The sequence below is a fragment of the Phycisphaerae bacterium genome (genome assembly GCA_035275405.1).
GTDB lineage: Bacteria > Planctomycetota > Phycisphaerae > UBA1845 > UTPLA1 > DATEMU01.
In genome coordinates this window covers 310,941-335,288 of sequence record DATEMU010000001.1, presented here as the reverse complement: position 1 = coordinate 335,288, position 24,348 = coordinate 310,941, and the positions used below count along the sequence as shown (strand labels likewise).

20 protein-coding genes are annotated in these 24,348 nt (G+C 62.4%); 11 read left to right on the top strand and 9 right to left on the bottom strand.

Translation table 11 applies throughout. The features are described 5' to 3' along the window. Positions 1 to 149 precede the first annotated feature (149 nt). Positions 150 to 2,252: a methyltransferase gene (locus VJZ71_01320; protein ID HKQ46689.1), complete on the bottom strand. Its 2,103-nt coding sequence runs from the start codon at positions 2,250 to 2,252 to the stop codon at positions 150 to 152. Between the two features lie 210 nt (positions 2,253 to 2,462). Between VJZ71_01320 and VJZ71_01315 the strand changes: the two genes are divergently transcribed. Together VJZ71_01315 and VJZ71_01310 are read left to right on the top strand one after the other, a co-directional pair. After that, positions 2,463 to 3,122 (top strand): hypothetical protein, encoded by a 660-nt coding sequence (locus VJZ71_01315; protein HKQ46688.1) that lies wholly within the window; start codon positions 2,463 to 2,465, stop codon positions 3,120 to 3,122. 417 nt (positions 3,123 to 3,539) lie between these two features. Next, entirely contained in the window at positions 3,540 to 5,468 is a 1,929-nt protein-coding gene (locus VJZ71_01310; protein HKQ46687.1) for a hypothetical protein, read from the top strand. A gap of 26 nt (positions 5,469 to 5,494) precedes the next feature. On the opposite strand, the gene VJZ71_01305 is transcribed toward VJZ71_01310, so the two are convergent. Continuing rightward, positions 5,495 to 6,886 carry a glycosyltransferase family 87 protein gene (locus VJZ71_01305; protein ID HKQ46686.1) on the bottom strand — a complete coding sequence of 464 codons (1,392 nt, stop codon included), beginning with the start codon at positions 6,884 to 6,886 and terminating at the stop codon, positions 5,495 to 5,497. A gap of 212 nt (positions 6,887 to 7,098) precedes the next feature. Here VJZ71_01305 and VJZ71_01300 point away from each other — a divergent pair, with 212 nt between their 5' ends. Both VJZ71_01300 and VJZ71_01295 read left to right on the top strand, forming a co-directional pair. Next, complete coding sequence (locus VJZ71_01300; protein HKQ46685.1) at positions 7,099 to 7,941, top strand: transporter; 843 nt, start codon at positions 7,099 to 7,101, stop codon at positions 7,939 to 7,941. An 11-nt stretch (positions 7,942 to 7,952) separates the two neighbouring features. Beyond that, complete coding sequence (locus VJZ71_01295; protein ID HKQ46684.1) at positions 7,953 to 8,084, top strand: hypothetical protein; 132 nt, start codon at positions 7,953 to 7,955, stop codon at positions 8,082 to 8,084. A 652-nt stretch (positions 8,085 to 8,736) separates the two neighbouring features. Here VJZ71_01295 and VJZ71_01290 read toward each other — a convergent pair. Then, complete coding sequence (locus VJZ71_01290) at positions 8,737 to 8,982, bottom strand: hypothetical protein (protein HKQ46683.1); 246 nt, start codon at positions 8,980 to 8,982, stop codon at positions 8,737 to 8,739. 100 nt (positions 8,983 to 9,082) lie between these two features. Between VJZ71_01290 and VJZ71_01285 the strand changes: the two genes are divergently transcribed. Beyond that, positions 9,083 to 9,535: an MOSC domain-containing protein gene (locus tag VJZ71_01285; protein HKQ46682.1), complete on the top strand. Its 453-nt coding sequence runs from the start codon at positions 9,083 to 9,085 to the stop codon at positions 9,533 to 9,535. Between the two features lie 71 nt (positions 9,536 to 9,606). Here VJZ71_01285 and VJZ71_01280 read toward each other — a convergent pair whose 3' ends face one another. Together VJZ71_01280 and VJZ71_01275 are read right to left on the bottom strand one after the other, a co-directional pair. Further along, complete coding sequence (locus tag VJZ71_01280; GenBank protein ID HKQ46681.1) at positions 9,607 to 10,509, bottom strand: serine protease; 903 nt, start codon at positions 10,507 to 10,509, stop codon at positions 9,607 to 9,609. A 5-nt stretch (positions 10,510 to 10,514) separates the two neighbouring features. Continuing rightward, positions 10,515 to 12,701 (bottom strand): PDZ domain-containing protein, encoded by a 2,187-nt coding sequence (locus tag VJZ71_01275; GenBank protein HKQ46680.1) that lies wholly within the window; start codon positions 12,699 to 12,701, stop codon positions 10,515 to 10,517. A gap of 247 nt (positions 12,702 to 12,948) precedes the next feature. Here VJZ71_01275 and VJZ71_01270 point away from each other — a divergent pair, with 247 nt between their 5' ends. Beyond that, on the top strand, positions 12,949 to 13,734 hold the full coding sequence (locus tag VJZ71_01270; GenBank protein ID HKQ46679.1) for a M90 family metallopeptidase: 786 nt from the start codon (positions 12,949 to 12,951) through the stop codon (positions 13,732 to 13,734). Positions 13,735 to 14,164: 430 nt separating this feature from the next. Here VJZ71_01270 and VJZ71_01265 read toward each other — a convergent pair whose 3' ends face one another. After that, on the bottom strand, positions 14,165 to 14,446 hold the full coding sequence (locus VJZ71_01265; GenBank protein ID HKQ46678.1) for a hypothetical protein: 282 nt from the start codon (positions 14,444 to 14,446) through the stop codon (positions 14,165 to 14,167). A 1-nt stretch (position 14,447) separates the two neighbouring features. Beyond that, the gene (locus tag VJZ71_01260) at positions 14,448 to 17,471 is read right to left on the bottom strand and encodes a DEAD/DEAH box helicase (GenBank protein ID HKQ46677.1); all 3,024 of its coding nucleotides are present in this window, start codon (positions 17,469 to 17,471) and stop codon (positions 14,448 to 14,450) included. A gap of 248 nt (positions 17,472 to 17,719) precedes the next feature. Here VJZ71_01260 and VJZ71_01255 point away from each other — a divergent pair, with 248 nt between their 5' ends. From VJZ71_01255 to VJZ71_01235, 5 genes are all read left to right on the top strand, one after another. Next, on the top strand, positions 17,720 to 18,520 hold the full coding sequence (locus VJZ71_01255) for an SDR family oxidoreductase (protein ID HKQ46676.1): 801 nt from the start codon (positions 17,720 to 17,722) through the stop codon (positions 18,518 to 18,520). A gap of 3 nt (positions 18,521 to 18,523) precedes the next feature. Beyond that, positions 18,524 to 19,978 carry an aldehyde dehydrogenase gene (locus VJZ71_01250; GenBank protein HKQ46675.1) on the top strand — a complete coding sequence of 485 codons (1,455 nt, stop codon included), beginning with the start codon at positions 18,524 to 18,526 and terminating at the stop codon, positions 19,976 to 19,978. 351 nt (positions 19,979 to 20,329) lie between these two features. After that, positions 20,330 to 20,644 (top strand): hypothetical protein, encoded by a 315-nt coding sequence (locus VJZ71_01245; protein HKQ46674.1) that lies wholly within the window; start codon positions 20,330 to 20,332, stop codon positions 20,642 to 20,644. Positions 20,645 to 20,657: 13 nt separating this feature from the next. Then, complete coding sequence (locus tag VJZ71_01240; GenBank protein ID HKQ46673.1) at positions 20,658 to 21,083, top strand: RidA family protein; 426 nt, start codon at positions 20,658 to 20,660, stop codon at positions 21,081 to 21,083. A gap of 323 nt (positions 21,084 to 21,406) precedes the next feature. Beyond that, a complete protein-coding gene (locus VJZ71_01235) occupies positions 21,407 to 21,937 on the top strand; it encodes a hypothetical protein (protein HKQ46672.1) in 531 nt (176 codons plus the stop codon). Positions 21,938 to 21,979: 42 nt separating this feature from the next. On the opposite strand, the gene dapB is transcribed toward VJZ71_01235, so the two are convergent. Continuing rightward, positions 21,980 to 22,807: a 4-hydroxy-tetrahydrodipicolinate reductase gene (gene dapB / locus VJZ71_01230; GenBank protein ID HKQ46671.1), complete on the bottom strand. Its 828-nt coding sequence runs from the start codon at positions 22,805 to 22,807 to the stop codon at positions 21,980 to 21,982. Between the two features lie 3 nt (positions 22,808 to 22,810). Further along, the gene (gene thrC, locus VJZ71_01225) at positions 22,811 to 24,214 is read right to left on the bottom strand and encodes a threonine synthase (GenBank protein HKQ46670.1); all 1,404 of its coding nucleotides are present in this window, start codon (positions 24,212 to 24,214) and stop codon (positions 22,811 to 22,813) included. Positions 24,215 to 24,348: the final 134 nt, after the last annotated feature.

The window sequence follows — 24,348 nt, the reverse complement described above, 5'->3', positions numbered from 1 at the left end:
CCCGGTCCAAGAGCCGGTCGCGCCACCCACGCCCTCTGGATAGTTTTTGGCAGGCTACCGGTTCATGTCAATCCCGCCTCCCGAGGTCCGAAAAAGTACGACCAGCAATTCGACTATTGCCTAACGGGATCAACACTTATGGATAGGGACTAGTGTTCTACAATGGCCGCACTTATGCGCTGCGCGGATGTCTCGGACGGCACCAATTCGGGCGCGGGCCCGCTTGCCGCTTCGAGATCGGCAAGTGACTCAAGTCGCGACACGATTCCGTCAAGCAGCGCCTCGGCTTGTGGACGCGTCCGGCACGAAATTCGATACGTCAACCCAAGTTCCAAACTTCCTCGCAACATGGTCGGCGCGAGTATCAGAGGAAAGGCGGGCCCGCAGGGGCAGGCGCGGACGTAGCGGGCCACCTGCAGCGCGAGTTCGGCAAATCGCTTATCGTCAACGTAAACAGAACTGACCGCGCCGCAGATCGGGAACACGCGGCGATAGCCGCGCCGCTCGTGCTTGAGCGCCGCGAGCCGCCACATCCAGCGGACGGCGAAATAGCGAAGGGTCGTTTCCGCGGACGCGCGCGATGGACGTTCCTTCAGCACGCGGGTCTGGCGGGCCACGTCGCGGACCAATTCGTCCATTGACACATCCGGCTTGCGTAACACGGCCACGATGCTCGTCAGGCAGACGCCGAAGTCGTCGGCCTGTTCAGCGGGCAGGTGCTTGCGGGCGCCGACGACCGTGGCCATCGTTAAATGCCGACGACGTCGGCTGGTATGGCGGTCCGGCGTTTGCTCGGCGATCGTGGAGGCCAGGGCGGCAATCAGGGCATCGTTCACGCCGACGCCGCGCCGCTTGCACCCCGCCGACAGCCGCTCCAGAAGCCGGTCTGGGGCGGTCCGTATCGCCACGGCGGTCGCATCGCCGCCGAGCCGCTCGTCGGGCATCTTGTGGGCCCTGCGCATTTGGCGATGGCGATTATTGAGCCGAATCTGGCCGATTACATAGTCCAGAATGCCGGCCTTCGGTCGCAGCGAACGATCGAGGCGCGTCAGTCGGGTTGTCAGCGGTCTTTCGTCACCGGCGCCGGACACATTGAGATAGCGATGCAACACGGCCGCGAAGATGCGCTCGATTCCGTAGGCATCTGCGATGACGTGGTGATAACAGAGGATGACGTAATGCCCCTCGCCGGCCGATTCATTGAAGACCGTCCAGCGGACGGGATGATGCATCTCCCCATGAAACGGCGTGTTGAGCTCTTCCGCGACAAGTTCGTCCAGCCGCTGTTCGTCCGAACGGCCAGGGGCGAATTCCTGAACGCGAACGTGTTGCAGCGGCCGGTACTCATACTTCGTGTGCAAAGCGTTGACGGCGAACTCCCCCAGGCCCGCATTCTTCGCCACTTCCCACGCCGCGTGACGGAGTTTTTCGACGTTTGCGGGGCCGTTGACCCGCACGGCATGAACGGCGTTGTACGGGTGCAGCCGGTCCCAGTGCAGCATCGCCTGCTGAAACATGTTCAATCGAAAGGGGTAGATGCCGCCCGCCTTCCAGGCGCGGATCGGCGAGTCAGGACTCGTCTCGCTGCCATCCATGTGAGGCACATGCGCTGGCCCGCTATGGCGGATGAAGGGAACAAATCGGCCGGTCTTTCGACAATACTCGGCGTAGGTCCGGCCCTGCGTCTCCAGGAGGAAACGTTCTTCGTTTCCCGCCTTGATGTGCATGAGCAGGATGTGAACGGCTGCGAGGACGAACATCGTCGGACTCGGCAGGATGACGACCGAACACAACATCAGAAGGATGCTGAGTGAGTAGATCGGATGGCGGATTCTGGCGAACGGGCCGTCGACGAGGAGCCTGATTTTCTGTGTCGGGTCGATCCCCATCCGCCACTGTTCGCCCATGTGCCGCCAGGTCACGATGGAAAGCCCGAGGCAGCCCAGGGCGATCACCGCGGCAATAAAGCGGACTACCAGGACGGCGTTGCTGGCCGCCCAGAACGGCGAAATGACGATTTCGTCGTAACGGCCGCCGTAGCCCAACGCCACCTTGAGCGGCGTCGTGAACCAGAGAAGAATGAGCGGCACCCAGACGATCCACATCAACTTTTCGCGCCGCTGCGCCGGAACCAGCACTTTCTTAACGTTTCCCGCATTCTGACGGACGCGCCGAACCATCCGGCCGACGTACATCCAGTACGCCGTCACCGTCAGGCCGAGGATCAGGGTTGGCACCTGCGGGAGGGTCATGTCGGTCCCCGAAGATCGTGTTTAGGGTCCAAGGGGTTCATTCTGCGGATGGGGAGTCAATTCATCAAGTTCGACACCCCCGGTCGGCCCTGAGGGGGTCCGATTTTTTTTCCGGCGAATATCTCAGATTTGGTGTGAGAGACCGGCATTGGCCGGGTACATCGGGCAAGCGGGGGTCCGTCCCCGGCCGAGGCCATGGGAGAATCGAAAATGACCAAGTGTACTGAACGTTTGAACCGGTCGAGTATGAGGAATTGGGGGCGAGGCTTAGTCCTGGTACTCGTGACGACGGTCGTTTCGTGTTCGACCTCGCCGACGTTTGTCCCGGGCTCGGGCAACGTCATCGGGTCCCTGTCCGCCAACGGCGCGACCTACCAGATCCTGAAGGATGCCAACGGCAATCTCTCGCGGATCGTGGTCAGCGACGGTACGACGTACGACATCGCCAACGGCCAGATCAACATGGTGACCACGGCCGGCGGCTCCACCTTCCTGTTCAGCCCCGGCGCCAACGGCGATATCACCCTCACGTTCAACATTGTCGGGGCCGGCGGCGACACTGTTACCTTCAATCCGGACAACGCCACCGGGCGCTCGAAGCGCTTCGATCTCGCTGCCGATGGCCAGAGCGACTGCGAGCAGGTCACCGCGGATTGCGAGGAGTTTCTCTTCCTGATCAATTTTCTGCCGGAACTCATTGACGTCCTGGTCGCCTTCGCCTCCGAAGGCGACGAACTTGCCGAATTGGTCGTTCGCCCGGTCATCGAGTCCGAGATCAACGCCATCGTGAAGCCCATCCAGGACTTCTGCGCGGCGTGGTCCACCCTGGTACTGGTCGATCTCGATCCATGCGCGAGCCTGGCACCTTAAGTCGTAGAAACCGGAGAGCGCAAGGGCTAGCCGCCCGTCCTTATCAGCGAAATTCCATCCGGCGGGACCGCTCGCAATTGGAAAATCCCCCGTCCGGAAGGCGCGACGCCGGGGTCGATAAAGGCGCCAGGGGCTCTCGACTCTCCCCCTTCTTTGCGGACTCGGGGCTCTCCGAGACCTAACCCTTCCGAAGGTTAACCCCCCTTCCCCGTTGACATTGGGCCGCCATTCGCAGATACTTATATGTGCGTCGCCGACCCAGCGTCCCTACGGTCATACCGGACGGTACCCACCCACGGCGAGGCTCAGGCTCAGCCTAGATGGATGCCCGCTCATAGCCGATCTTCCCTTGTGGCACCGGCTATTAGGCGGTGAATCCTCGACGGCGAGGGAGCAGGTTCCTTGAAGGAGTAGCGCATGGCGGGCGCAGTACCCCAGCAACGCGGCGGTTCCAACGCGACCACGATCGGCATGGTCGTTTCCATCCTGGTCGCGGTTCTGCTGCTTGGAGGCCTGATCTGGCTCATCACCCAGCAGGAACAACTTCGCACGAACGCCGAGCAGGCCACGGCCGCCAAGAAGCGACTGGCCACGGGCGGCGATGAAGCGAAGGCCAAGCAGATGTTCCCCGACGCGGGCGGCGTCAACAAGACACTCGTCGGCGAAATGAACAAGGGTATCGCGCTGGTCTGCCGCGGAATGACCGGCAATGAGAACGATTCGCCCACGGCGGCCCGCGGCAAGTTGGACGCCGCGCTGGCGAAGATCAGCGCATCCGGCAAGGTCGCCGATCCGGAGAAGATCTCGTCCGATTTCGGCGCGGTCGCGATCATCGATTACCTCCACCAGCTCTACGCCGACGAAAAGACGGCTCGCGAAAAGGCCGAAGCGGACCTCGCCCGGGCCAGCGGCGATCTGGATGCGGCCCGCGCGGCGAACGAGGATCTCACCAAGAAAATCAGCGCCGACCTCGCCAAGATGCGGACCAAAGTGGAGGAACTCCAGGCGGCCAAGTCGGAATTCGAGAATCTCAAGTCCGGCGAGACGCAGGCGCTGGCCTCGCAAATCGGCGCCAAGCAGGACGCCATCGACGCGATGCGCCGGGAGCAGGTCGACATGCGCCGCAAACTCGCGAACGAGCTGGGGCATCGTGACCGGCTTCTGGATGAGCAGCGCGAGGCAATCTCAACGCTGCGCGGCCCGGGACCGGCGACGGCCCAGGAACTGGCCATCGCCCGCAACGGCGTCGGGCGCGTCTTGCGGGCCCTGCCCGGTGACTCCCTCGTCCATATCGATCTGGGTAAGGAAGACAATGTCACGCTCGGCCTGACCTTCAGCGTGTACTCCGAGGATGAACGCGTCCCCGCCGACGGCCGGGGCAAGGCCAACATTGAGGTCGTCAGCGTCGGCCGACGCACCGCTGAGTGCCGCGTGACAGCCCGGCCCTCGCCCGATGATCCGATCCTAGAAGGCGACATCGTCGGCAACATCGTTCTCAGTCGTGATCATGACAAGAAGCAGCGATTCTGCATTGTCGGCCAGTTTGACATCGACTTCGACGGCAATGTCGATGCCATGGGCAACGAGGCGATCGCCGCCCTGGTGCGCCGTTTTGGCGGCGAGGTGGTGGATCGCGTCGATCCCACGACGGACTACGTCGTCGTCGGTCAAGAGCCGCCGTTAATCGGCGTTGCCGAGCCGGAGGAGATCGCGCCGGCGGAAGAAGCGGAGCCTGAGGCCCCCGCGGAAGCCGAACCCGAGAAGGCTGGTGATGAAGGTGAGGCCGCGGCCGAAGAGGGAGACAGCGCCGCGGAAGAATCCACAGAGGAAGAACCCTCTGACGAAGAATCAGCCGAAGAGACGCCTGCGGAGGGCGAAGGAGAATCGGCAGAGGGAGAGGAAGCCGACGAGCCGGCTGCCGACGAAGCGACATCCGAAGAACCCGCCGCCGAGGAAGAAACTGCCGAGGGCGGTGACGAAGAAGCGGCCGAAGGCGGCGAAGACGAAGCTAAACCCGAAGAGGATGCCGCGGAGGATACGGACGAGGCCGAGGAAAAGCCAGCCGCGACGGAAGAAGAGGCGCCCGCTGAAGAGCCCGCCGCTACCGAGGAGGCGAAGCCCGCGGATACCGCGGTGAAGTCAGCCGCGGTACCCACCATTCCCCGCGCCCCGGAGATCGACACCACTCAGGGCCCCCGCACGCGTCGGGCCATGAATGAGAGACAGCGCTTCGACGAAGCGATCATGAGGGCCCGGATGTTCTCCATTCCCCGGCTGCCGCAGGACCGATTCTTCAACTTCGTCGGTCTCGAGCCTGACGACGCGGTCAAGCAACTAGAGGGGTAATGGAGAGCAGCCGCCCTCGGGTGCTTTCAGCCTATCGCGCTCGGCTGAGGCTCGCGGGCCTCCAGCGCCTTCACCAACATCGCCGACTGTACAAAGCATAGGATGAGCCCCCAGCAGAAAAGCCCGCCGTCGAGGGCCATGTCCGCCACGCGATCACCGACCAGCCCTTCACTCAGCCCTACCAAAAGGACCAGTTGCACCCCCAGACCGGCGACGACCCAGGACCGGAACTTCTCGTTCCACGGCAGGCAGGTCAGCGCGTACCAGATGCCGAGGTAGATCAGCGGAAGCGTTGTCGCGTGGTGCTTCCACGTCCGCTCGCTAAGAAGCAGCATCGCCAGCAAGACCAGTCCGAATTCGAGGAGCAGGCGAGGGTCCTGGCGCTTCGCCGTCTTTGCCCGGCATAGCCACGCCAGCGCGGCCAGCGCCGTCAACGTGATTGCCGGCCGCAGAAGCCTGCCCAGCGCCGTCGCCGGTCGGGCCATCTCCTCCATGCCGCTGGCCCAAGCCTGTTGGTCGGGCATATGGACTATGGAGAGAATACCGGCGTTGGAGAGGAGACGGACGAGGACGCCGTAGAGCGATTGGTTGGCGATCTCCAGAGCCGCGTAGCCTTCGCGGGCGAACGGTTCGACGAGCATGTGGTACCACGACGTAAGCAGCGCCCAGTTGCGGGTGAAGCCCAGAGAAATACCGGGAACAATGAAGAAAAAGAGTGCGATGCCAACCAAACCGCCGAGGCAGACACGCCACGCCCGTTTGTAAACAAAGTAGAGTAGGAGCAACGCGGGCGTGATCTTGGTGACGATCGCCGCCACCAGGAAGATCCCCACCCAGAAATCCTTGCCCTTCATGAACAGCGTCCATGCCAGCGCAATCCAGATCAGCACGAATGTATTTACGTTGGCGTGCTGGATGTCGGAGAAGACGGCCCGTGTGCCGAAGATCGCCGTCATCAACCAGACGCCGGTCGGCACGACGACGCCTTTCTTCGCCAAGGACCGATGCAACAACGTGAACGCCAGCGCGACGCCGGCGATCTTCAGCGCCGCCCATAGTCCACCGGCCAGCGCGAGCGGCATTTTTGTGAACGGCACGAGGCAGATCAGGACGAGTGGCGGCGTGGGGAACCAGTGACCGGGGCCGTAGGGGTTTTCGCCCGCGGTGAGTGCGTGGGCGTCGGGCATCCAGCGGCCGAGGGCGGTCTTACGGCGTTCGCCGGTGGCGCGGAAGGCGCTGGAATCGACCTTGCGGATCTGCACGGCTGCCTGGACGCCTGCGGTCACGAGCACGGCGAGGAGGATCCCCCACAGAACCTTGTCGACATGCGGCCGGGATAAGTAGCGTTCGTCGAATCGGCCGAGCAGCGTCGTGCGATAGGCGGCGCGGACTTCGGTGTTCATTTCAGTTTTTGCCATAAGCCGAATCCTGGCCGCAGGTTACAGGCGCGGGAGGCCGGTCGCAAGTAGGAAAAGCCAGACCTTTCGCCATCGGACAATCCGCCGGTGCAACGGGCGCTTGACCGCCCAGTTCGATGGATGTAGTCTGGGCTACATAAATGGGCAGGTGTTCAATAATAAAGTACGTACTACGCCGCGGGGGGCCGGCGTTCGTCCTGGTGTCGCTGGCCATGGCGAACGACTCGACATCCCTTGCGCAGGAAGCCACCAGCCAACCCGCCGAGGCCGAGCCGACGATTAATTTCCTCGGCTTGGAGGCCGCGCCCCTGACTGAGCCGCTGGTGACCGATCGGCCGGACTTTACGGAATCGACATTGCCCGTCCCCTTCGGTCATGTGCAATTGGAGACCGGCTACACGTTTACGTACGACGATGAGGACGGTCGGCGGGTGAGCGATCAGACCTTTCCCGAGGCGTTGATGCGCATCGGCGTGGTCAAGGATTGGGAACTGCGCCTCGGCTGGACCGGCTGGTCGCTGACCGAGGAACTCTTCATGGAAGAGAACGACTCTGGCCGCAAGGTCCGGCGCGAGGAGCACGACGACGGCGGGACGGACATGATCGTCGGTTTCAAACGGTACCTGCTCCCGCAGGAGGGTTTAAGACCGGAACTTGGCGTGATCGGCGAACTCTCTCTGCCGACGGGCACGGATACGAAATCCTCCGGCGACGTGGACCCGCAGGTGAAGATCCTGTGGTCGTACGAACTGCCGGCGGATTTCGCCCTCTCGGGCAATCTCAATCTCGCCGTCCCGACAAGCGAGGAGGGCCGCTTTTTCCAAACGTCGGCCTCCGTCTCGCTGGCCTACTCGCTGACCGACTGGATGGGGATGTACGTCGAGTATTTTGGTTTCTACCCGAACGACCGCTGGACGGACTGCGCCCACACGGTCAACGGGGGCTTTACGTTTCTGATCACCGACAACCTGCAGTTCGACGTGCGGACCGGCGCCGGTCTGAACGAAGAGGCGGACGACTTCTTCACCGGCGCAGGCCTGTCGATGCGTTTTTGAGAGGGATCTTCATGAACTTCGTACTGGATGTTCTGTTTTCGTCGATGACGGAAGTGATTACGGCGTTCTTCAGTTCGATTTTTCTGGTGCCGCTGACGATTTTTACGGAGACGGTCGTGGCGTTCTTCACGGGTGGGGCTTGATTAAGTGTTACCTAATGAACTGTAACGTCAGCAGAGCGTTCGCTAGAAGGGGCTTGAAGCCTGTCCAATTCGCGATGAATAAACGTCTCTAGTCGTTGAAAATCGTTCTCTTGCATCGATGTCTTACTCGACTCGCGTCCTTCAACGGCACTTAGTAGACCGCTCCAGTACCAGATTGCGTCATACCGCCTTGCCGAACTCAGCTCCAGCCGAATGTCGTTATGCTTGCAAAATTCCGGATTCATTGAACCCAAAAAGCCAGTCACACATGGAACCCAGGACACTTGTTCGGCGGGGTAATAGTAGCAAGCGGGCAAGATGTACCACCCCCATTTAAGCGATCGTGTGATACGCCTTTCCGGAATGCGGGCCTGACCCCGCTCAATCTCCACGATCTCGTAAACCCACCGTTCGTCGTCGGCGCGCGGGGTAAAAAAGCGGTGCCTTTGGACCCATAGAAATCCATCTGACTCGATCGCCGCTCCCGACTCGTCGTTGAAACGCGCGGTGATACCGGTCCCCAATTGGCGGACATAGATTGAGCAAGCACTCAGGGTACTAAAGCTTACAATGACCGCGCCTTGCAACAATCGACAGGGGACAGTCACGTCATACTCCTAGCGGCAGAACGCGCCGGGGACATAAACGTGAATTACCGTCGGCGCTTGCGGCGGCGCAAGCGAGACGCGCGGCCGTTGACGTATTCGATCGTGGTCACGTGCAGATAGGGGCAGATGCGAACGCGCTCGCCGTCATCCATGGCGACAAAAAGCTCGGACTTGAGCGCCATGGCCGAGCCCGGGTTGTCGATGACGTACTTTTCGCCGCTGGACATGATGATGCGAAAGGGCCGGAAGGGCTCGCGGGCCAGCATTTCACGGATTTCTTCGCCGATCATGATTCTATTGTAGGTCTGGCGAAGCCGTTCTACAAGCGAGTTGAGCGGCGGTTGCCCCCTCATACGGCCACGACTACCTTGCGCCTTCAGGAGTCTAAAGATGACCGACCAACAGATTGGCCGCGTGTTGGGAATCGCCCTGCGCTGCCGCGACAAGGGGAAGATGACCGAAGTTGCCGAGGCGGAGGCGCGAGTGGACGGCGGGCTGGATGGCGATCTGGCGGTGCAGGCCTATCGCGGCGTCACGCTGATCGCCGCTGGTCAGTGGGCCGAGGTGCAGAAGGAGCTTGAGTCCGACCTGCCGTGGTACACGCGGCGGGCGAATGTGTTGGTGGACGCTGAGCGATTGGGGCATCTGATCGGCCGCGAGATAACGGTCGGCGACGTGCAGCTAAAGATCGAGGGGGAGACCAAGCCCTGCGACTTGATGGATCGGCTGCACCATGGCCTCAAGGCGGCGCTCAAGCCCGAATGCCGGGGCGGCGTGCATGGTCGCGTCTTGCAGGCGGGAACGATTCGCGTGGGGGATGTGGTGACGTGTGGCACCGGCTAATAGCCGGTGTGATTCGCACAGGCTATTAGCCTGTGCCACACTCATCGGCCTACGGATTCGCGCAGGGCCTTTTATTCTTCGTCGTCATCGTCATCCGACTTTTTGTCAGCGGCGGGTTTTTCGTCGTCATCCGGCGTAGCGGCCTTTTGGGTTGTCGCTGGTTTCTCGCCTACGTCGTCGTCGGCGTCGTCCTCTTCATCCTCCGGCCGTTCCTTGGCCCGCGCAGTGGCTTTGGCGACCTCGCCGATCGGGAGGATCAACCCGTTCAGGATGTCCGAGCGCATGCCCATGAAGGCCATGGGGTTACTCTCCATTTCCTCCATGTCCGGCAGTTGCATGACCACGAGGCCGACGATCCGGCCGTCGGGGGTGAAGATCGGCTGACCGGGCTCGACGTCGATGCCGCCGCCGGGGACGAGCAGGTCGCGGGGCTTGGCGGTGCGACCGGCCAGGCGGCCCTCGCTGATCGTAATCGCGCGGTCAAAGAACTTGGCCATTTTGCGAAGGGTGAGGATGCGATCGCCGGGATTCACCATAGCGGACTTCCCGAGGTCTAGGGCCGCGAACTTCTTGTCACCCGGCTCCTTAATCTTGACCCAGGCGAGGTCCAGCTCGGTGTCGCGGGCCATGACCTTCGCTTCCAAACCTTCCGTGTCGTCGCCGATCAGCACCTTGATATCCGTCGGCGTCGCGCTGCCCAGACTGCGCATGATCCGCGGCAGGCCGAGCTTGGAGTTCGCGCATAGCACAAGGCCGCTGGAATCGACCATCAGGCCGGTGATCTCGGTCTCGGTCTCACGCTTACCGAACTGGCCCTCCATCTTGAGGACGAACTTGACCGTCACGAGGGCCGGGGTCGTGTCCAACAACAGCTTGGCATATTCGCCCGCCCCGTCGGCCCGCGCCCCGCCGCACAGGGCGAGCGCGCCGACCATTCCCACTAGACACGCCCGCCCGTATTTCGAATTCAGCATTCAGATTACTCCTTGTCGGCGGTTGAGGCGTCGCCGCCGTCCGAGCCGCCCTTGGCCGCCGCCCCGGCCTTCGCGACCTCGTCCTTCTTGTCCTTGTCCAGGACCGGCTTCCAATCCGGCTCCAGGTATTGAAACCTTGTTTGCACGCCGCGCAAGAGCAGCACGACGACGCGCTGCGGCTGCTCCTTGGTGACCGCCTTCATCGCCTTGCGATAGCTCTTGAGCCCGCTAATCGGGTGTTGACCAATTCGCTGTATCAGGTCGCCGGATTCGATGCCGCCCAGCCCTGCCCAGCCGGCCGATTCCACCTGTTCGACGATCACGCCGGTTACGTTCTCATCCCAGCGGTTTTCGTCTCGGTCGAAGAAGGTCACTTCGCGGACGGTCATTTCGAAGTCGCGATTGCGATCCTTTCGCGCCTCTTCCGGCGAAAGCCGAGTTCGTTCCAGTTTGACCGACAGCTCAACCGGCTTGCCCTCGCGGATCACCTTGAGCTTGGCGTTGCCGTCGATTTCCAGCTTGCGGAGTGCCCGGGCGAAAAGACCCGCGTCCTGCATCCCGCGCGGCTGCATTTTCAGGCCGTTCAGCGTGGTAATGATGTCGCCGACTTTCAGGTTGGACTCGGCGGCCAGCGTCCGGGGGTAAACTCTCGTCACCCGAAAGCCGAGTTGATCGCCGAGGCCGAGCTTCTTGGCCAGTTTGTCGATGACCGGCTGCGTGGCGATGCCGATCCAGGCCTTGGGTACTTCGCGCGGTGGGTCTTCGTCCTCCTCGGGCTTGGGCTTGATCAAGGTGACGTGGTCTTTGCCCTGCCGGTCGAACTGGATCAGGAGATATTCCGGCAGCGGCGTGGATTGCATGATCTGCTTGTAGCGCTCGACCAGGGCGGCCAGGTCGTCGATGGCCTTGCCGTCGATGGAGCGAATCACGTCGCCGGAATTGAGTGAGGGCTCGGCGAGCTGTGCAGGGCCGCCGGAGCGGACGCTGCTGACCATGGCGCCCGCCTCGCTGTCCAGCCGGTAATCGCGGGCCATCTTCTCGGTGATTTCTTCGACCGTAATGCCCCACGCCCGCAGGGCGGTCTCGTCGCCGCGGTCCTTTTGTAGCTTCATCGTGACAAGCGTCGCCTCGCCGGCCTTGCCGTCGCGCTCGTAGCCGATTTTGAGTTCCGAACCGATCGGGGCCTCGGCGATTTGCTTCATGAGCGGCGGGACCTCTTCAGCGAAGCGCACCGTGACCGGCTCGCTCATGATGCTGACGATCACGTCGCCCGCCTTGATGCCGGCCTTTTCAGCCGGGCTGCCGTCGACAACCGAATTGACGAGGACGCCATGATCCAGCCCCGTCTTTTCGATGGGTTTGAAGGCCAGGCCGACCCAGCTTCGCGCGACCTCGCCGCTTTTGATCAGTTCCGCCGCGACGGATTTCGCGAGGTTACTGGGGATGGCGAAGCCGATGGCCGCGCCGCCCAGCTCGTTGACGCCGATGATCTCGCCTTTCATATTGACGAGCGGCCCGCCGCTGTTGCCGGGGTGGATCAGCGAATCGTGCTGAATCCAGAGAGTAAAGAGACCGGTGCGCTGACCGCTCTCCAGTTCCATTTCCTCCACATCGTCGTCGCCCCTACCCGCGAAGACGCGCTGCGTGTTGGAGACGATGCCCAGCGTCACGCTTCGCGACAGCGCGAGCGGCGAGCCCATCGCCATCACCTGGTCCCCCACGCGAAGCTCATCGGAGTTGCCGAACTCCGCGACGGGAAGGTCTCCCGCCGAGGTCTTGAGCTGCTTCAGATCGAGCTTGAGGACGGCCAGATCGGTGAGTGGGTCCTCCCCCACCAGCGTCGCGGGAATCTCCTGTTTGTCGGCCAGGGTACACTTGAATTTCTTGCCATTATTCGTCACATGCTGGTTCGTGACGACGTAGCCCTCTTTGGAAATGATCGTGCCGCTGCCGACGGCGCTGCCTTTGTGCTCCTTGCCGTCCCAATAGTCTACTGTGACGACGTGGATGTTGACGAGGGCGGGAAAGACGCGGTCCTTGGCGGTTTCGATCATCCGCCGCATTTCTTCGCGCAGGCCCCCTGCTTCCGACGCTTTCGGCGTATCGGCGTTGGTCGCGACGGCGAATACCGCCATAAGGCCGGCGAAGACCGACCCGCGGAGGTTCTTTCGATCGGCGGCACAACGGTTCATTAAACTCGCAATCATAGATAACCCTCTCGGCCCGTTGGCTGCACGGCGTTGCCATCGCCGGTCTGCCTCGCTTTCGAATCCCCAGTGTCGCCGATTCCTCGCTGACCGGCAAGCGAACTTCCCGCCCCATCGCTCGCGTGCTGGACCGCACTCACATCGTAGTCGCTCCGGCGATGGCGCGAATGACAGTGTTGTCAGGCTACGATATCCTGGACGAATATGTTCCCGCGGGAAGAGGATGTTGGAAATGTCGTGGTGGAAACGGCTGTGGAATCGCCAAACGGTTGAGCCGCCATTGGCGGATGAGGTGCTGCCGAAGGAATGGCCGCGCCTTCTTGGGCAACACGTTCCTTTTTATCGCCGGTTTTTGCCGGCCCAGCGCGCCGCACTGGCGCAACAGGTCCAAACCTTTCTTGACGAAAAGGAGTTTTGGGGGTCGCAAGACCTCGAAGTCACTCCGGAAATGAAGGTCGTCGTGGCTGCCTACGCGTGTCTCCTGGTCCTGAAACGACCGGACCTGGGTCTGTTTCCCCGCACCCGGGAAGTGATCCTGTATCCCAGCGAGTTCGGCGAGATCATCGAGGCCATTGGGCCGGACGGCCGCCGCTACAAGATCGACCTTTCCAAGATCGGCGAGACGTGGCGCGGCGGGCCCGTGCTGCTGGCCTGGGACAGCGTCGGCGGACCCTACAGTGAAAACGATAATGGTCATAATACCGTGCTGCACGAGTTCGCCCACGCGCTGGATTATCTTGATGGTGCGGCCGACGGGGCGCCGCCGCTGAAAACGGACGAGGAACGTGCCACATGGAAACGGGTCATGACTGACGAGTATCAGTCGTTGGTGGCCGCTGATCAGCGGGGGCGGCGTACCTTTTTCGATCCGTACGGCGCCAAGAATCCCGCCGAGTTCTTCGCCGTCGTGACGGAACACTTCTTCGAGCAGCCGCAGCGCTTCCGCAGGAATCATCGCGCGTTGTACGCCCTGCTAGAATCGTTTTTTAATCAGGATCCTGCGTCGTGGCGACGATGAGCTATTAGGGCGCGGAAACAAAAGCCGCGCCGGCTTTCGCGCGGGAATGCGATTTCAAAAACCAATGCGCAAAAAAAGGGACCCGCAGGTGATGCGGATCCCTGGTCCCTACCTCTCGGGCCGGAGAGTAGAGAAAGGAGGCTCTCTAGTGGGACCGGAAGATATCGTATAGGATAAAACCCTAAGGTCAAGTCCTTACTCGAAGATTTTTTGAGATTTTTTGGCCACTCGATCCGAGGCGTCCGAGAAGCGGATCGGCCCTGTGATTTTGGCCGTTTCCGTACATCAATCTCCTTTAGGGACAATAGTTTCCAAACACCTGCCGGCGGGCCGTTTCGTGACTGCCCAAGGGAAAGCTTCACGAGGCGCTTTTCGTCGATCGAGGAAAATTTTCGGATGACAGAACGACGGCACTCGCTGGTCGTTTTGGTTACTCGTTGATGGCCGAATGCTCGTCCGGCATCACTTCCTCCCGAGCGGAGTTGGCAACATGTTCGAACAGCGTCGCCAGAAAACCCATCAATGGAAACCCGCTGCCTGAGAAGGGCAAAGGGCCCAAGCGTTTCAGTGTCGGGGTCCGATCCACGTCGTCCGGAGGTCGAAGCATCGCGAGATTGGACGAGGCTCGCCAGAACCCTCGGGGGTCGGTCGGCAAGCCCGCCGGGATGACGTCGGCGGAAGGCGACAATCCTGTTCTTGTCTTTCGCGGCATATCAGGATTCTCCAATCGCATCGTCCGATAGAGCCAGGTACGTCCGCAATTCCTGCGTCGACAAACCTGTCAACCATTCATCTCCGCTCCCGACGATCCGATCCGCCAGGGCGCTCTTCTCTGACAAGAGCCGGTCGATCCTCTCCTCGACGGTGCCGATGCAGACGAACTTGTGGACCTGTACGCGCCGCAACTGGCCGATGCGGTGCGCGCGATCGGCGGCCTGCTCCTCGACGGCCGGGTTCCACCAGCGATCGAAATGGAACACGTGGTTGGCCTTGGTGAGATTCAGACCGAACCCGCCGGCTTTTAGCGAGAGCAGGAAAATGCGGGCTTTCCCCTTCGGGTCCTGGAACCCGACGACCATGTCATTGCGCTTCTGCATCGACGTACCGCCGTGGAGGAAGGGAATCTCCGTTTGCAGGCGATCTTCCATCAGCTTTTTGAGGAGCGTGCCCATCTCTTTGAACTGAGTGAACACCAGCGCCGCGTCGCCCTCCTCCAGCACCTCCTCCAGCATCTCCACGAGCCGCTCGCACTTTCCGCTGCGGCCGTCCAACGGGCCGCTGGTCTTCTGAAAGTGAGCCGGGTGATTGCAGATCTGCTTCAGCTTGGTCAGGGCGGCCAGGATCAGGCCGCGCCGCCGAATGCCGCCCGCCGAATCCACCTGCCGCAACGTATCGCTGACCGTCCGCTCGTAGAGGGCGGCCTGCTCCGGCGTGAGATTGCAATACACACGCATCTCCATCTTCTCCGGAAGGTCGCAGGCTACCGTCGGATCCGACTTCAACCGCCGCAGGACGAACGGCCGGATCAACTGACGAAGCTGATCCGACTTTTTGTGATCGCCGTATTTCTCGATCGGAACCGCGAACCGATTGCGAAAGGCCGACGCGCTTCCGAGCAGGCCGGGATTGAGCATTTCCATGATCGACCACAGTTCGGAGAGGTGGTTCTCAATGGGGGTGCCTGTCAGCGCAACGCGGTGCATGCTCTTCAGGGCGCGGAGGGCGATTGTCTGGTTCGCACTGGGATTCTTGATCTTCTGCGCCTCGTCCATGGCGATGCGATGCCACTGAATGCGTGATAAGTCACGCAGCTCGCGCCCCGCCAGGCCATAGGTGGTGAGCACAACGTCGTGGCGATTCGATGCCTCGACAAACTCGTCGCCCGTCATTCGCGCGGGCCCGTGATGGACAAGGACTTTGAGCGACCGGGCAAATCGCTGTATCTCCCTCTCCCAGTTTCCGACCACGGACATGGGCGCAAACAACAACGTCGGCCCCACGGTCCGCCCTTCGCGCCGCTCGTGGAGCAGAAGGGCCAGGAGCTGGATCGTCTTTCCCAGACCCATGTCGTCGGCGAGACAGGAGCCGATCCCCAGCCGATCGAGAAACGCCAGCCAGTGGAGTCCGCGAAGTTGATAGGGCCGCAGGGTTCCATCGAAATCCGGCGGCGGCTCAAACGTCTCAATCTCCGCATTCGCCGACTCCCGCAGGAACTGATCCACCCACTCGGCCCCGGAGAGGCCAACAATGGGCAGGCCCGCATCGATCTCCTCGGCGCCGCCGGCCAGACGCATCGCCTGCAAGAGCGTCATCGGCTTGCCGGCCTGGCGGCGCATGAAATCCAGCGCCCGCTCGGCGGCATCCGTATCCAGGCCGATCCAGCGGCCATGAAGCTTGACGAGCGGCGCCTTGTCGGCCGCCAGCGCTTCGAATTCGTCGAGCGAAAGCTGCTGTTCGCCGATGGCGATTCGCCAATCGAAGTCCAGTAGATTGCCGAGCCCCAACCGGCCGAGCGAAACATCGCGCGTCCCGCCGGCGTCGTCTACGTGCGGTCGAACGTGAAGCCGCAGCCCGAGGAGGGCCTGTCCCTGCTCGGCCCACTCCGGCAAGGTCACGTCGAATCCCTGCGCGGCGAGCAGCGGCGCACGCTCGCGCAGGAACAGGTGCGCCTCCGCCGTGGTCAGGCTGACGCCGCCGGCGGCTCGAACGGACGATCGGCCCAGCTCGGGCACAATCTCGGCCGCCCGCCGCAATTGCGACATCAGATGCTGCCGCCGCGTGAGCAGTCGGCTGCCCAGGAGGCCCGCCGCTTCCCCGCGCTCCGCCAGGATCTTCGACAGGTCGGGCACGAGTTCGCCATTCCCCGATTTCAACTCGAACGCCAGCCGCCAGCGGGCGCCCTTCAGGCTTGCCTCCGGCGGCGGCTCGTGCAAGGAAAAACTCAATTCCGGGGCCGGCTCATCGGCATCGACCTCGCCCCGGGCCAACCAATCGCGAACGCGATCCGCACCGGTGGAATTCCCATCACTCTCGGCCTGCACGTCGCGCCGCGCTCCAATGAGCGCGGACAGCCAGGCGAGCTCCCACGCACCGGTCTCCTCGGCCCGCCGGTGGATTTGTTGAAAAAATGAGTCCCCCGCCAAGCCGCGGCGCACGAGGGCGTCGCACGTCTCCGCCAGAAAGGTCTCCACCAGCCGCGTCGCATCCGCCGGCGGCTCCTCCAGCCGTGCGATCGCCCGACAAACCGGCGGCATGGCGGCGACGAAGCGCTCCAACCAGGAAAGTTCACCGCGGTCCTGCACGAAGAGCCGCCAGCGCGCTTCGCAACGCCCGTCGGGCTGCTCCAGCGCATCGGGGCAAAACTGCTGCCGCGCCAACACGGATAGCGACCACCGCGCCAGAATCGCCCAATACGCAAGGCTGTCGCTCAACACATGACCGGGCGACGTGGGCAGGCTGGTCAGAAAATCCACGCCGTCCGCCGGCGCATAAGAGATCGCGGGAATGGTGCAGCGCCGCAACACGACGGCGTTCGCCGGAACGGCGCCCTCCGTCATGACCGGTCGTTCCCGCTCCTCGTCAAACGGCAACCACAGCTCGAGGGCCGACGTTCCGGCGACGGACGCAAGCAGTCCATCGGGCGATAACTCACCGACGACTTCGTGCAGTTCCGCGGGGGAAAGCGCCCACGCGGGCGTTGACGAACCGTGCGCTCGATCTCGCGGTCGGACGGCCATGCCGGATCGATCGGCCGCCTCCTCCGCGTGCAACCCGAAGAGATGAAAGGCCGTTCCGGACCACAATCCGTGCAGAGAAACCGCTCCTGATATCGTTGCCCCGTCCGATGTCGACATCCCCGTAAGGATACCATCATCCCGCGACTTTCGCGCGGTAAAGAGCGGCCGCCTTCGGCCGCTTTGATGGCATACTTGCGATTCGCCGCTTAGAATCGCCACCGAGTCCCCCCAATCGCCGGGAGCTTTCCATGAAGGCCTTTGACATCTTTGACCTGACCGGCAAGCGGGCGATCGCCTGCGGAAGTACGCAAGGGATCGGCCGCGCCTGCGCCCTGCAGTTCGCGAGGTTGGGGGCCGAAGTGACGTTGATTGCTCGCGACGAGAATTCCCTTGCCAAGGTCCGCCGGGAACTGGACATCTCCGCGGGTCAGATGCACCGTGTTGTCTGCGCCGATTTTTCCGACCCCGACACGCTGGCCGACAAGGTCGCCCGGCACTTACAGGAGACTGGGCCGGTCCACATCCTGCTCAACAACACCGGCGGCCCGCCGCACGGCCCGATTGTCGATGCCAACCCAGAGGATTTCTTGCAGGCTTTTTCCCGGCATGTCGTCTGTAATCAGCTCCTTGTGCAGGCGGTGCTGCCAGGAATGAAAGAGGCGGGCTATGGGCGAATCATCAATATTATCTCGTTGTCGGTGAAAGAACCTATACCGGGCTTGGGCGTCTCGAACACGACGCGTTGGGCCGTTGCCGCCTGGGCCAAGACGACTGCCGGGGAAGTCGCCCGGTTCGGCATTACGGTCAACAACCTTCTGCCGGGCTATACCGCAACAGCGCGGCTGGAAGAACTGATCGGCGCGAAGGCGAGGGCTGGCGGCCAGCCGGAAGACGCAGTCCGCCAGGAAATGGTCGCCCGCGTCCCAATGGGCCGGCTCGGCAGCCCAGACGAAATTGCCGCGGCGGCGGCCTTCCTCGCCTCACCGGCGGCGAGTTATGTCACCGGTATAAATCTGCCGGTGGATGGCGGGCGTACGGCGAGCCTGTAGGCCATGCTCAAGATCAAACACTACATTAACGGCGAACTCGCCGATCCGGCGTCCGGTCAGTATCTCGACAATATCGAGCCTGCGACCGGCAAGGTCTATTCGCTAGTGCCCAACGGCGATGCGACGGATGTCGAGCGCGCGGTCGAAGCCGCCGAGCGGGCGTTTCCCAACTGGTCGAAAACGCCCGCGGCCGAGCGCTGCCGCATCATGCTTCGCATCGCCGACGCGATTGATGCGAAGGCCGACGAGCTGGCCCGCGCCGAGTCGATCGACAATGGCAAGCCCCTTTCGCTCGCCCGCTCGATGGATATTCCCCGCGCCGCAGCAAATCTCCGCTTTTTCGGCACTGCCATCCTCCACGCGCATTCCGAGACGCACGTGACCGACGGCGTCGCCCTCAATTACACGCTCCGCCAACCCCGCGGCATCTGCGGGATCATCTCGCCGTGGAATCTGCCACTCTACCTCCTGACGTGGAAAGTCGCCCCCGCCATCGCGACGGGGAACACCGTCGTCGCCAAGCCGTCCGAAGTCACGCCCCTCACGGCGTATCTCCTTTCCGAGATTTGCCGCGAGGCCGGTTTGCCGGCTGGCGTGCTCAACATCGTCCACGGTCTGGGCTCGAAGGTGGGTGCGGCTCTTACCGCGCATCCGAAAGTCGGCACGATCTCGTTCACCGGCGGTACCGTCACGGGCCGGGAAGTCGCCAAAAGCTGCGCCCCGCTGTTCAAGAAGCTCTCGCTGGAGATGGGCGGCAAGAATCCGACGATCGTGTTTGCCGACGTGGACATGGAACAGATCATACCCGCCACGCTTCGCGCCGCCTTCGCCAACCAGGGTCAGATCTGCCTCTGCGGCTCGCGCATTTTCGTCGAGCAGCCGATTTATGACCGTTTCGTCGAGCGCTTCACGGAGGCGGCCGGCAAGCTCCGGGTCGGCGATCCACTGGAACCAAACACCGAGCAGGGCGCTCTTGTCTCCAAGGCCCAGTTGGAGAAATCAACTTTCTACGTCGATCTTGCCAAGAAAGAAGGCGGCAAGATTCGCTGCGGCGGCGGACCGCCTGCGAAGATCAGCGACCGCTGCAAGGAAGGCTATTTCTTCCAGCCGACCGTTATCACCGATCTGGGCGTCGACTGCCGCGTTAACCGCGAAGAGATTTTTGGCCCGGTCGCCGCGATTGTGCCGTTCTCGTCGGAGGACGAGGTCGTACAGTACGCCAACGCGACGGACTACGGTCTGGCGTCGAGCGTCTGGACCCAGAACCTCCCCCGCGCCCATCGCCTCGCCGAGCGGATTCAAAGCGGCACGGTCTGGATCAACTGCTGGCTGGTCCGCGACCTGCGCGTGCCCTTCGGCGGAATGAAACAAAGCGGCCTCGGGCGCGAAGGCGGCGAGGAGGCGCTGCGGTTTTTTACGGAGCCGAAGAACGTGTGCATCCAAGTGCCCAATTCGTAGGTTGGTCAGTCACCACCATCGACACGGCCTTGGAGTAAATGACGCGAACCTATGTTCTTAGGCGTCTTAGCGGTCACTGCCGTCATTGTCGTGTTCTCTCTGGTCGAGTGCGCGCTCTTCTTCGGCCTAAATGCACGGTATTGGCCACTCGGCCCAGCGCTGCACCATGAAGAGTGGCAAACTGACGTCTCGGCTGAAATCGCCAGCCAGTCCATCCGAGAATCATTATCTCTGACTCCATTGGTGGCGCGCGAGAGAGGCGAGGGCTTTTGCTTTCGCAGGAAATGGTGGCACATGGGAGCCTGGCCGCGAGCATGGCTCCGGATCACTGATGGGCCCGCGGGAGCGGTCTTGATCTACGAGGTCAGGCCCTTTGTGAGCATGGTCCCGCTCGCTGCCTGCATGTTCGCCTGGTTTTTCATGGGACTGACACGGAATGTGGCCCTCTTTACGATCGTCTACATTGTCGTTCTCTATGGTTATTATTGGAAGCGTGAACTGCGCATCTTTGATCGTCTGGGGCCGCTGCGCCGTCGCCTCCACTTGATCGGCGTTCTCGTATGCGATAACTGCGGCTACGATCTGCACGGCCGCACTGACGCGGAGCGATGCCCGGAGTGCGGAAAAAAACCGGTTCTGGATAGAGGGTCAGGCGTGATCGCCTGATCAGGAAAGGCCCATGCTTGAACCTATTGAGAGCACACGAGCCCCCGAACCCGTCGGGGCGTATCCGCACGCCAAGCGCGTGGGCAACCTGCTCTTTCTCTCCGGCATCGGGCCGCGGAAGCGCGGCAGCAAGGACATCCCCGGCGTGACGCTCGATGCCGCGGGAAACGTCGCCGCCTACGACATCGAGGCGCAGTGCCGCGCGGTCTTCGAAAACGTCCGCTTCGTTCTCGAGGATGCCGGGGCGAAGTGGGAGGACATCGTCGATGTGACCGTCTTCCTGACGAACATGAAAGAAGACTTCCCGACTTTCAACCGCCTCTACGCCGAGCACTTCGCAGGGCCGGGCAGGCCCAATCCGACGCGGACGACCGTCGAAATCACCGCCCTGCCGACACCGATTGCAGTTGAGTTGAAGATCATTGCGGTCATGCCGTGAACGACGATCGAGCCGACTCACAAACTGCCACGTCACCTGCGCCCCCAATCACTCCATTGCTTCGCGCGGCATACGTAGTTCACATTCAGGATTTCAAAAAGGGAGTCAAAACTGTTGCGACTTGCCCGGAACTGAGCCCCCGACTGATCGAACAGGTCTGTGACGCCGGCAAGGGCTGGCGCGATGAAAAATATCGGCTGAATCGATTATGGAACACACTCAAGAATAGAGACCTTCCTGGGTTGGCCGTTGTCTATGACCCCTCTGAGAAAAAGTCGATTCCACCTGTCCAGCCTCTCGATGTGCCGTTCGAGCCTCTGAGTTTGGATGAGACGAGCCCGACGATCCTGCAACTTGCCGAGTATGCGCTCAACGCGCCGATCGAGCAGGATCGCCGCTCCCGGCGTAGTTCACTCGTTCGCCGTTTCTTTATTCGCATTGGATTGCCCGCTTTTTGGCTCATCTACTGGGGCTCGCGAGCGATTCAGTTCATCCTCGAGAATGGCCTGCGTTCGCGGCGCGGTCAGTTGGGGCTCTTGGCCTTCGGCATCACCATCGTCGTTCCGATGGCTGTGTACTGGCTTCGCCAAAACGAGTGGATTTTGATTCCCGGCGGTCTGGTGATACGTAAGACGTCGCTACGGCAATTTAAGACGAGCACCCGGCGATTTACGGCCGCAGACGCTGTGCTGATTTTGGCCTGGAGACAGCCGGGTTGGGAGGCACAGATTCTACAGGAAGAAAAGATCGTCGAGAAACGAAGGCTCACGCCGCTGGAATGCATCGCCCTGTTGGGAGCATGGCAAAGCCCCCTGCCGGCGCCGGACGTTAAAAAGCTCGTCGATTTGCAATAGACCGGGCATCTTGTGCCGAGTAACCTCGCGCTTTCGTGCAGATCAAATTGACCCGCCGAACAGCACATCCTGCATGTTGTAAAGACCTGCCGGTTTGCCGACGAGCCACTTCGCCGCGCGGAGGGCGCCGAGGGCGAACGTGTCGCGGGAATGGGCGGAATGATGAATGGATAACGTCTCGCCAAGCGTGCCGAAGGCGACGGTGTGTTCGCCGACGGTGTCGCCGATGCGTTGCGAGTGGATGCCGATCTCGCCTGACGGTCGCTGCCCGACATTCCCCTGCCGCCCATGAACGATCGGCGTCGACGGCTTTGCCTTCCGACCGGCCTTCACGGCCTCCAATAACGCCAGCGCCGTCCCGCTCGGCGCATCTACCTTGAAGCGATGGTGGGCCTCGGTGATCTCGATGTCGTAGCCCTCGTCGAGCAGTTCGGCGAGCTGCCGCACCACGCGGAGCATGACGTTGACGCCGACACTCATGTTCGCCGACTTGAGCACGGCGATCCTAGACGACGCCTCGCGAATCCGGCCCATCTGCTCGTCGCTCTGGCCGGTCGTGCCGATCACGATCGGTCGCCCCGCGTCGACGCAGGTCGCAAGGCACTGATCCGTCCCCGCCGGTGACGAAAAATCGATGAGCACGTCGAACTCGGCCGCCACGCGGTCCGCCACGCGCACGCCGATCGGCCCGATCCCCGCCAATTCCCCCGCATCTTTTCCCACGCCTTCGCTTCCCGGCGAATCAATCGCTGCGACACCGCGCAGGTCCGATTGCACCGCTGCCAGCGCGACAATCCGCCGCCCCATCCGCCCCGCCGCGCCGGCAATGGCGATCTTGATCTGCGGATCCTTTTTTTCGCTATTCGCCATTCGCTATTTGCAGTTCTTCTCAATCGCCGCGCAGATCGCATCGAGATCATCCGCCACCGGGATCGGCTCGTTCGCCAGCCGCCCCATTGTCCTGGCCGCGGAATCCGATTGGATCGTACCGATACCCGTGTGGTATCTCACTGTCGCGTCCGGGTCTTTCAGCGCATGCCCCGTCAAGATGCACACGACACGAGCCCCGCGATCGACGACGCCCTGGCTCACCAACTGCCGCAGCCCCGCCACGCTCGCCGCGCTCGCTGGCTCGCAACCCAGGCCGCAGCGACCGATCCGTGCCTTTTCGTCCAGGATCTCCTCGTCCGTCACTTCACACACGACGCCGTCCATTGCCTCCAGCGAGCGCAGCGCCTTGGTCAGGTTGACCGGCCGGCCGATCTCGATTGCCGAGGCGATCGTTTGTGCTTTGCGCCCCGACTCGGCCATCTCTCGCTCGAAGCGCTCCACGATGGCCATGTCCACATCGCCGTTGTTCCAACGCAAGACGTGGCGGTTGAACAACTCGGATAGCGTGTTGGCCCCCGCCGCGTTCACGACCGCCAACCGCGGCATGCGCTTGACCAGACCCAGCTCGCGCAGCTCGATGAACGCCTTGCCGAACGCGCTCGTGTTCCCCAGATTGCCGCCCGGCACCACGATCCAGTCCGGCGGCTCCCAGCCGAGGCCCTCCAGGACGCGGTACATGATCGTCTTCTGCCCCTCCAGACGGAACGGGTTGATCGAGTTCATCACGTACAGGCCCAGCCGGTCGGCGGCCTCGCGGATTCGCTTCATACACGCGTCGAAATCGCCCTGCACCTGAAGCGTCAGCGCCCCATGGTCCAGCGCCTGCGAGAGCTTGCCGAAGGCGATCCTGCCCTCGCCGATGAAGACGGTTGCCTGCATCGGCCGACCATCCGTCAGCCGCGTCAGACCGGCGTACAGGGCCATGCTCGCGCTGGTGTTGCCCGTCGAGGCGCAGGCGACGCGCGACCGGCCGAGCCGACGGGCCATCGTGAACGCCGCCGCCATGCCGTTATCTTTGAAGCTACCCGACGGGTTCAATCCCTCGTATTGGAAGTGCAGGCGGCCCGGACTGAGCGGCAGATCGAGAGCCTTTACATCCGGGGTCTGGAGGATCGTCTGCCCCTCGCCGATGGTGACGAGGTCTCCCTCGTCCGCGAACGGCAGGAGTTCCCGAAACCGCCAGACCCCCGAAAAATCGAGCGGATTCGCCCGCCCGGCCCAGCGGCCCTCAAACTCCTTCAACGCCCTTGGCGGCGAGCATCGGCCCCAATCATAGGCTACATCCAGGAGCGAGCCGCATCGATCGCAGGCGTAGGCCGTATTGGTGAGACTGGTGGTAGCCGCACAGTCCGGCCGGATACACCGCAAGTACGCCCTTTGCGACATAGACTCGATGTTATCCGCCGCCCTCTGCACCGACAAACCGCGGTCAGCGGTGCCAATGGCGCGTAAGCCATCGGGGGCGCGATAATATCATTCGACCCGCCGCATCTTGAAGCCCGTGGGCCGATTGGATAGAA

Bases quoted from the DNA above. Each gene is read 5' to 3' on its own strand.
- VJZ71_01320 (HKQ46689.1), bottom strand. From the start codon at position 2,252: ATGACCCTCCCGCAGGTGCCAACCCTGATCCTCGGCCTGACGGTGACG.
- VJZ71_01315 (HKQ46688.1), top strand. From the start codon at position 2,463: ATGACCAAGTGTACTGAACGTTTGAACCGGTCGAGTATGAGGAATTGG.
- VJZ71_01310 (HKQ46687.1), top strand. From the start codon at position 3,540: ATGGCGGGCGCAGTACCCCAGCAACGCGGCGGTTCCAACGCGACCACG.
- VJZ71_01305 (HKQ46686.1), bottom strand. From the start codon at position 6,886: ATGGCAAAAACTGAAATGAACACCGAAGTCCGCGCCGCCTATCGCACG.
- VJZ71_01300 (HKQ46685.1), top strand. From the start codon at position 7,099: ATGGCGAACGACTCGACATCCCTTGCGCAGGAAGCCACCAGCCAACCC.
- VJZ71_01295 (HKQ46684.1), top strand. From the start codon at position 7,953: ATGAACTTCGTACTGGATGTTCTGTTTTCGTCGATGACGGAAGTGATT.
- VJZ71_01290 (HKQ46683.1), bottom strand. From the start codon at position 8,982: ATGATCGGCGAAGAAATCCGTGAAATGCTGGCCCGCGAGCCCTTCCGG.
- VJZ71_01285 (HKQ46682.1), top strand. From the start codon at position 9,083: ATGACCGACCAACAGATTGGCCGCGTGTTGGGAATCGCCCTGCGCTGC.
- VJZ71_01280 (HKQ46681.1), bottom strand. From the start codon at position 10,509: ATGCTGAATTCGAAATACGGGCGGGCGTGTCTAGTGGGAATGGTCGGC.
- VJZ71_01275 (HKQ46680.1), bottom strand. From the start codon at position 12,701: ATGAACCGTTGTGCCGCCGATCGAAAGAACCTCCGCGGGTCGGTCTTC.
- VJZ71_01270 (HKQ46679.1), top strand. From the start codon at position 12,949: ATGTCGTGGTGGAAACGGCTGTGGAATCGCCAAACGGTTGAGCCGCCA.
- VJZ71_01265 (HKQ46678.1), bottom strand. From the start codon at position 14,446: ATGCCGCGAAAGACAAGAACAGGATTGTCGCCTTCCGCCGACGTCATC.
- VJZ71_01260 (HKQ46677.1), bottom strand. From the start codon at position 17,471: ATGGCCGTCCGACCGCGAGATCGAGCGCACGGTTCGTCAACGCCCGCG.
- VJZ71_01255 (HKQ46676.1), top strand. From the start codon at position 17,720: ATGAAGGCCTTTGACATCTTTGACCTGACCGGCAAGCGGGCGATCGCC.
- VJZ71_01250 (HKQ46675.1), top strand. From the start codon at position 18,524: ATGCTCAAGATCAAACACTACATTAACGGCGAACTCGCCGATCCGGCG.
- VJZ71_01240 (HKQ46673.1), top strand. From the start codon at position 20,658: ATGCTTGAACCTATTGAGAGCACACGAGCCCCCGAACCCGTCGGGGCG.
- dapB (HKQ46671.1), bottom strand. From the start codon at position 22,807: ATGGCGAATAGCGAAAAAAAGGATCCGCAGATCAAGATCGCCATTGCC.
- thrC (HKQ46670.1), bottom strand. From the start codon at position 24,214: ATGTCGCAAAGGGCGTACTTGCGGTGTATCCGGCCGGACTGTGCGGCT.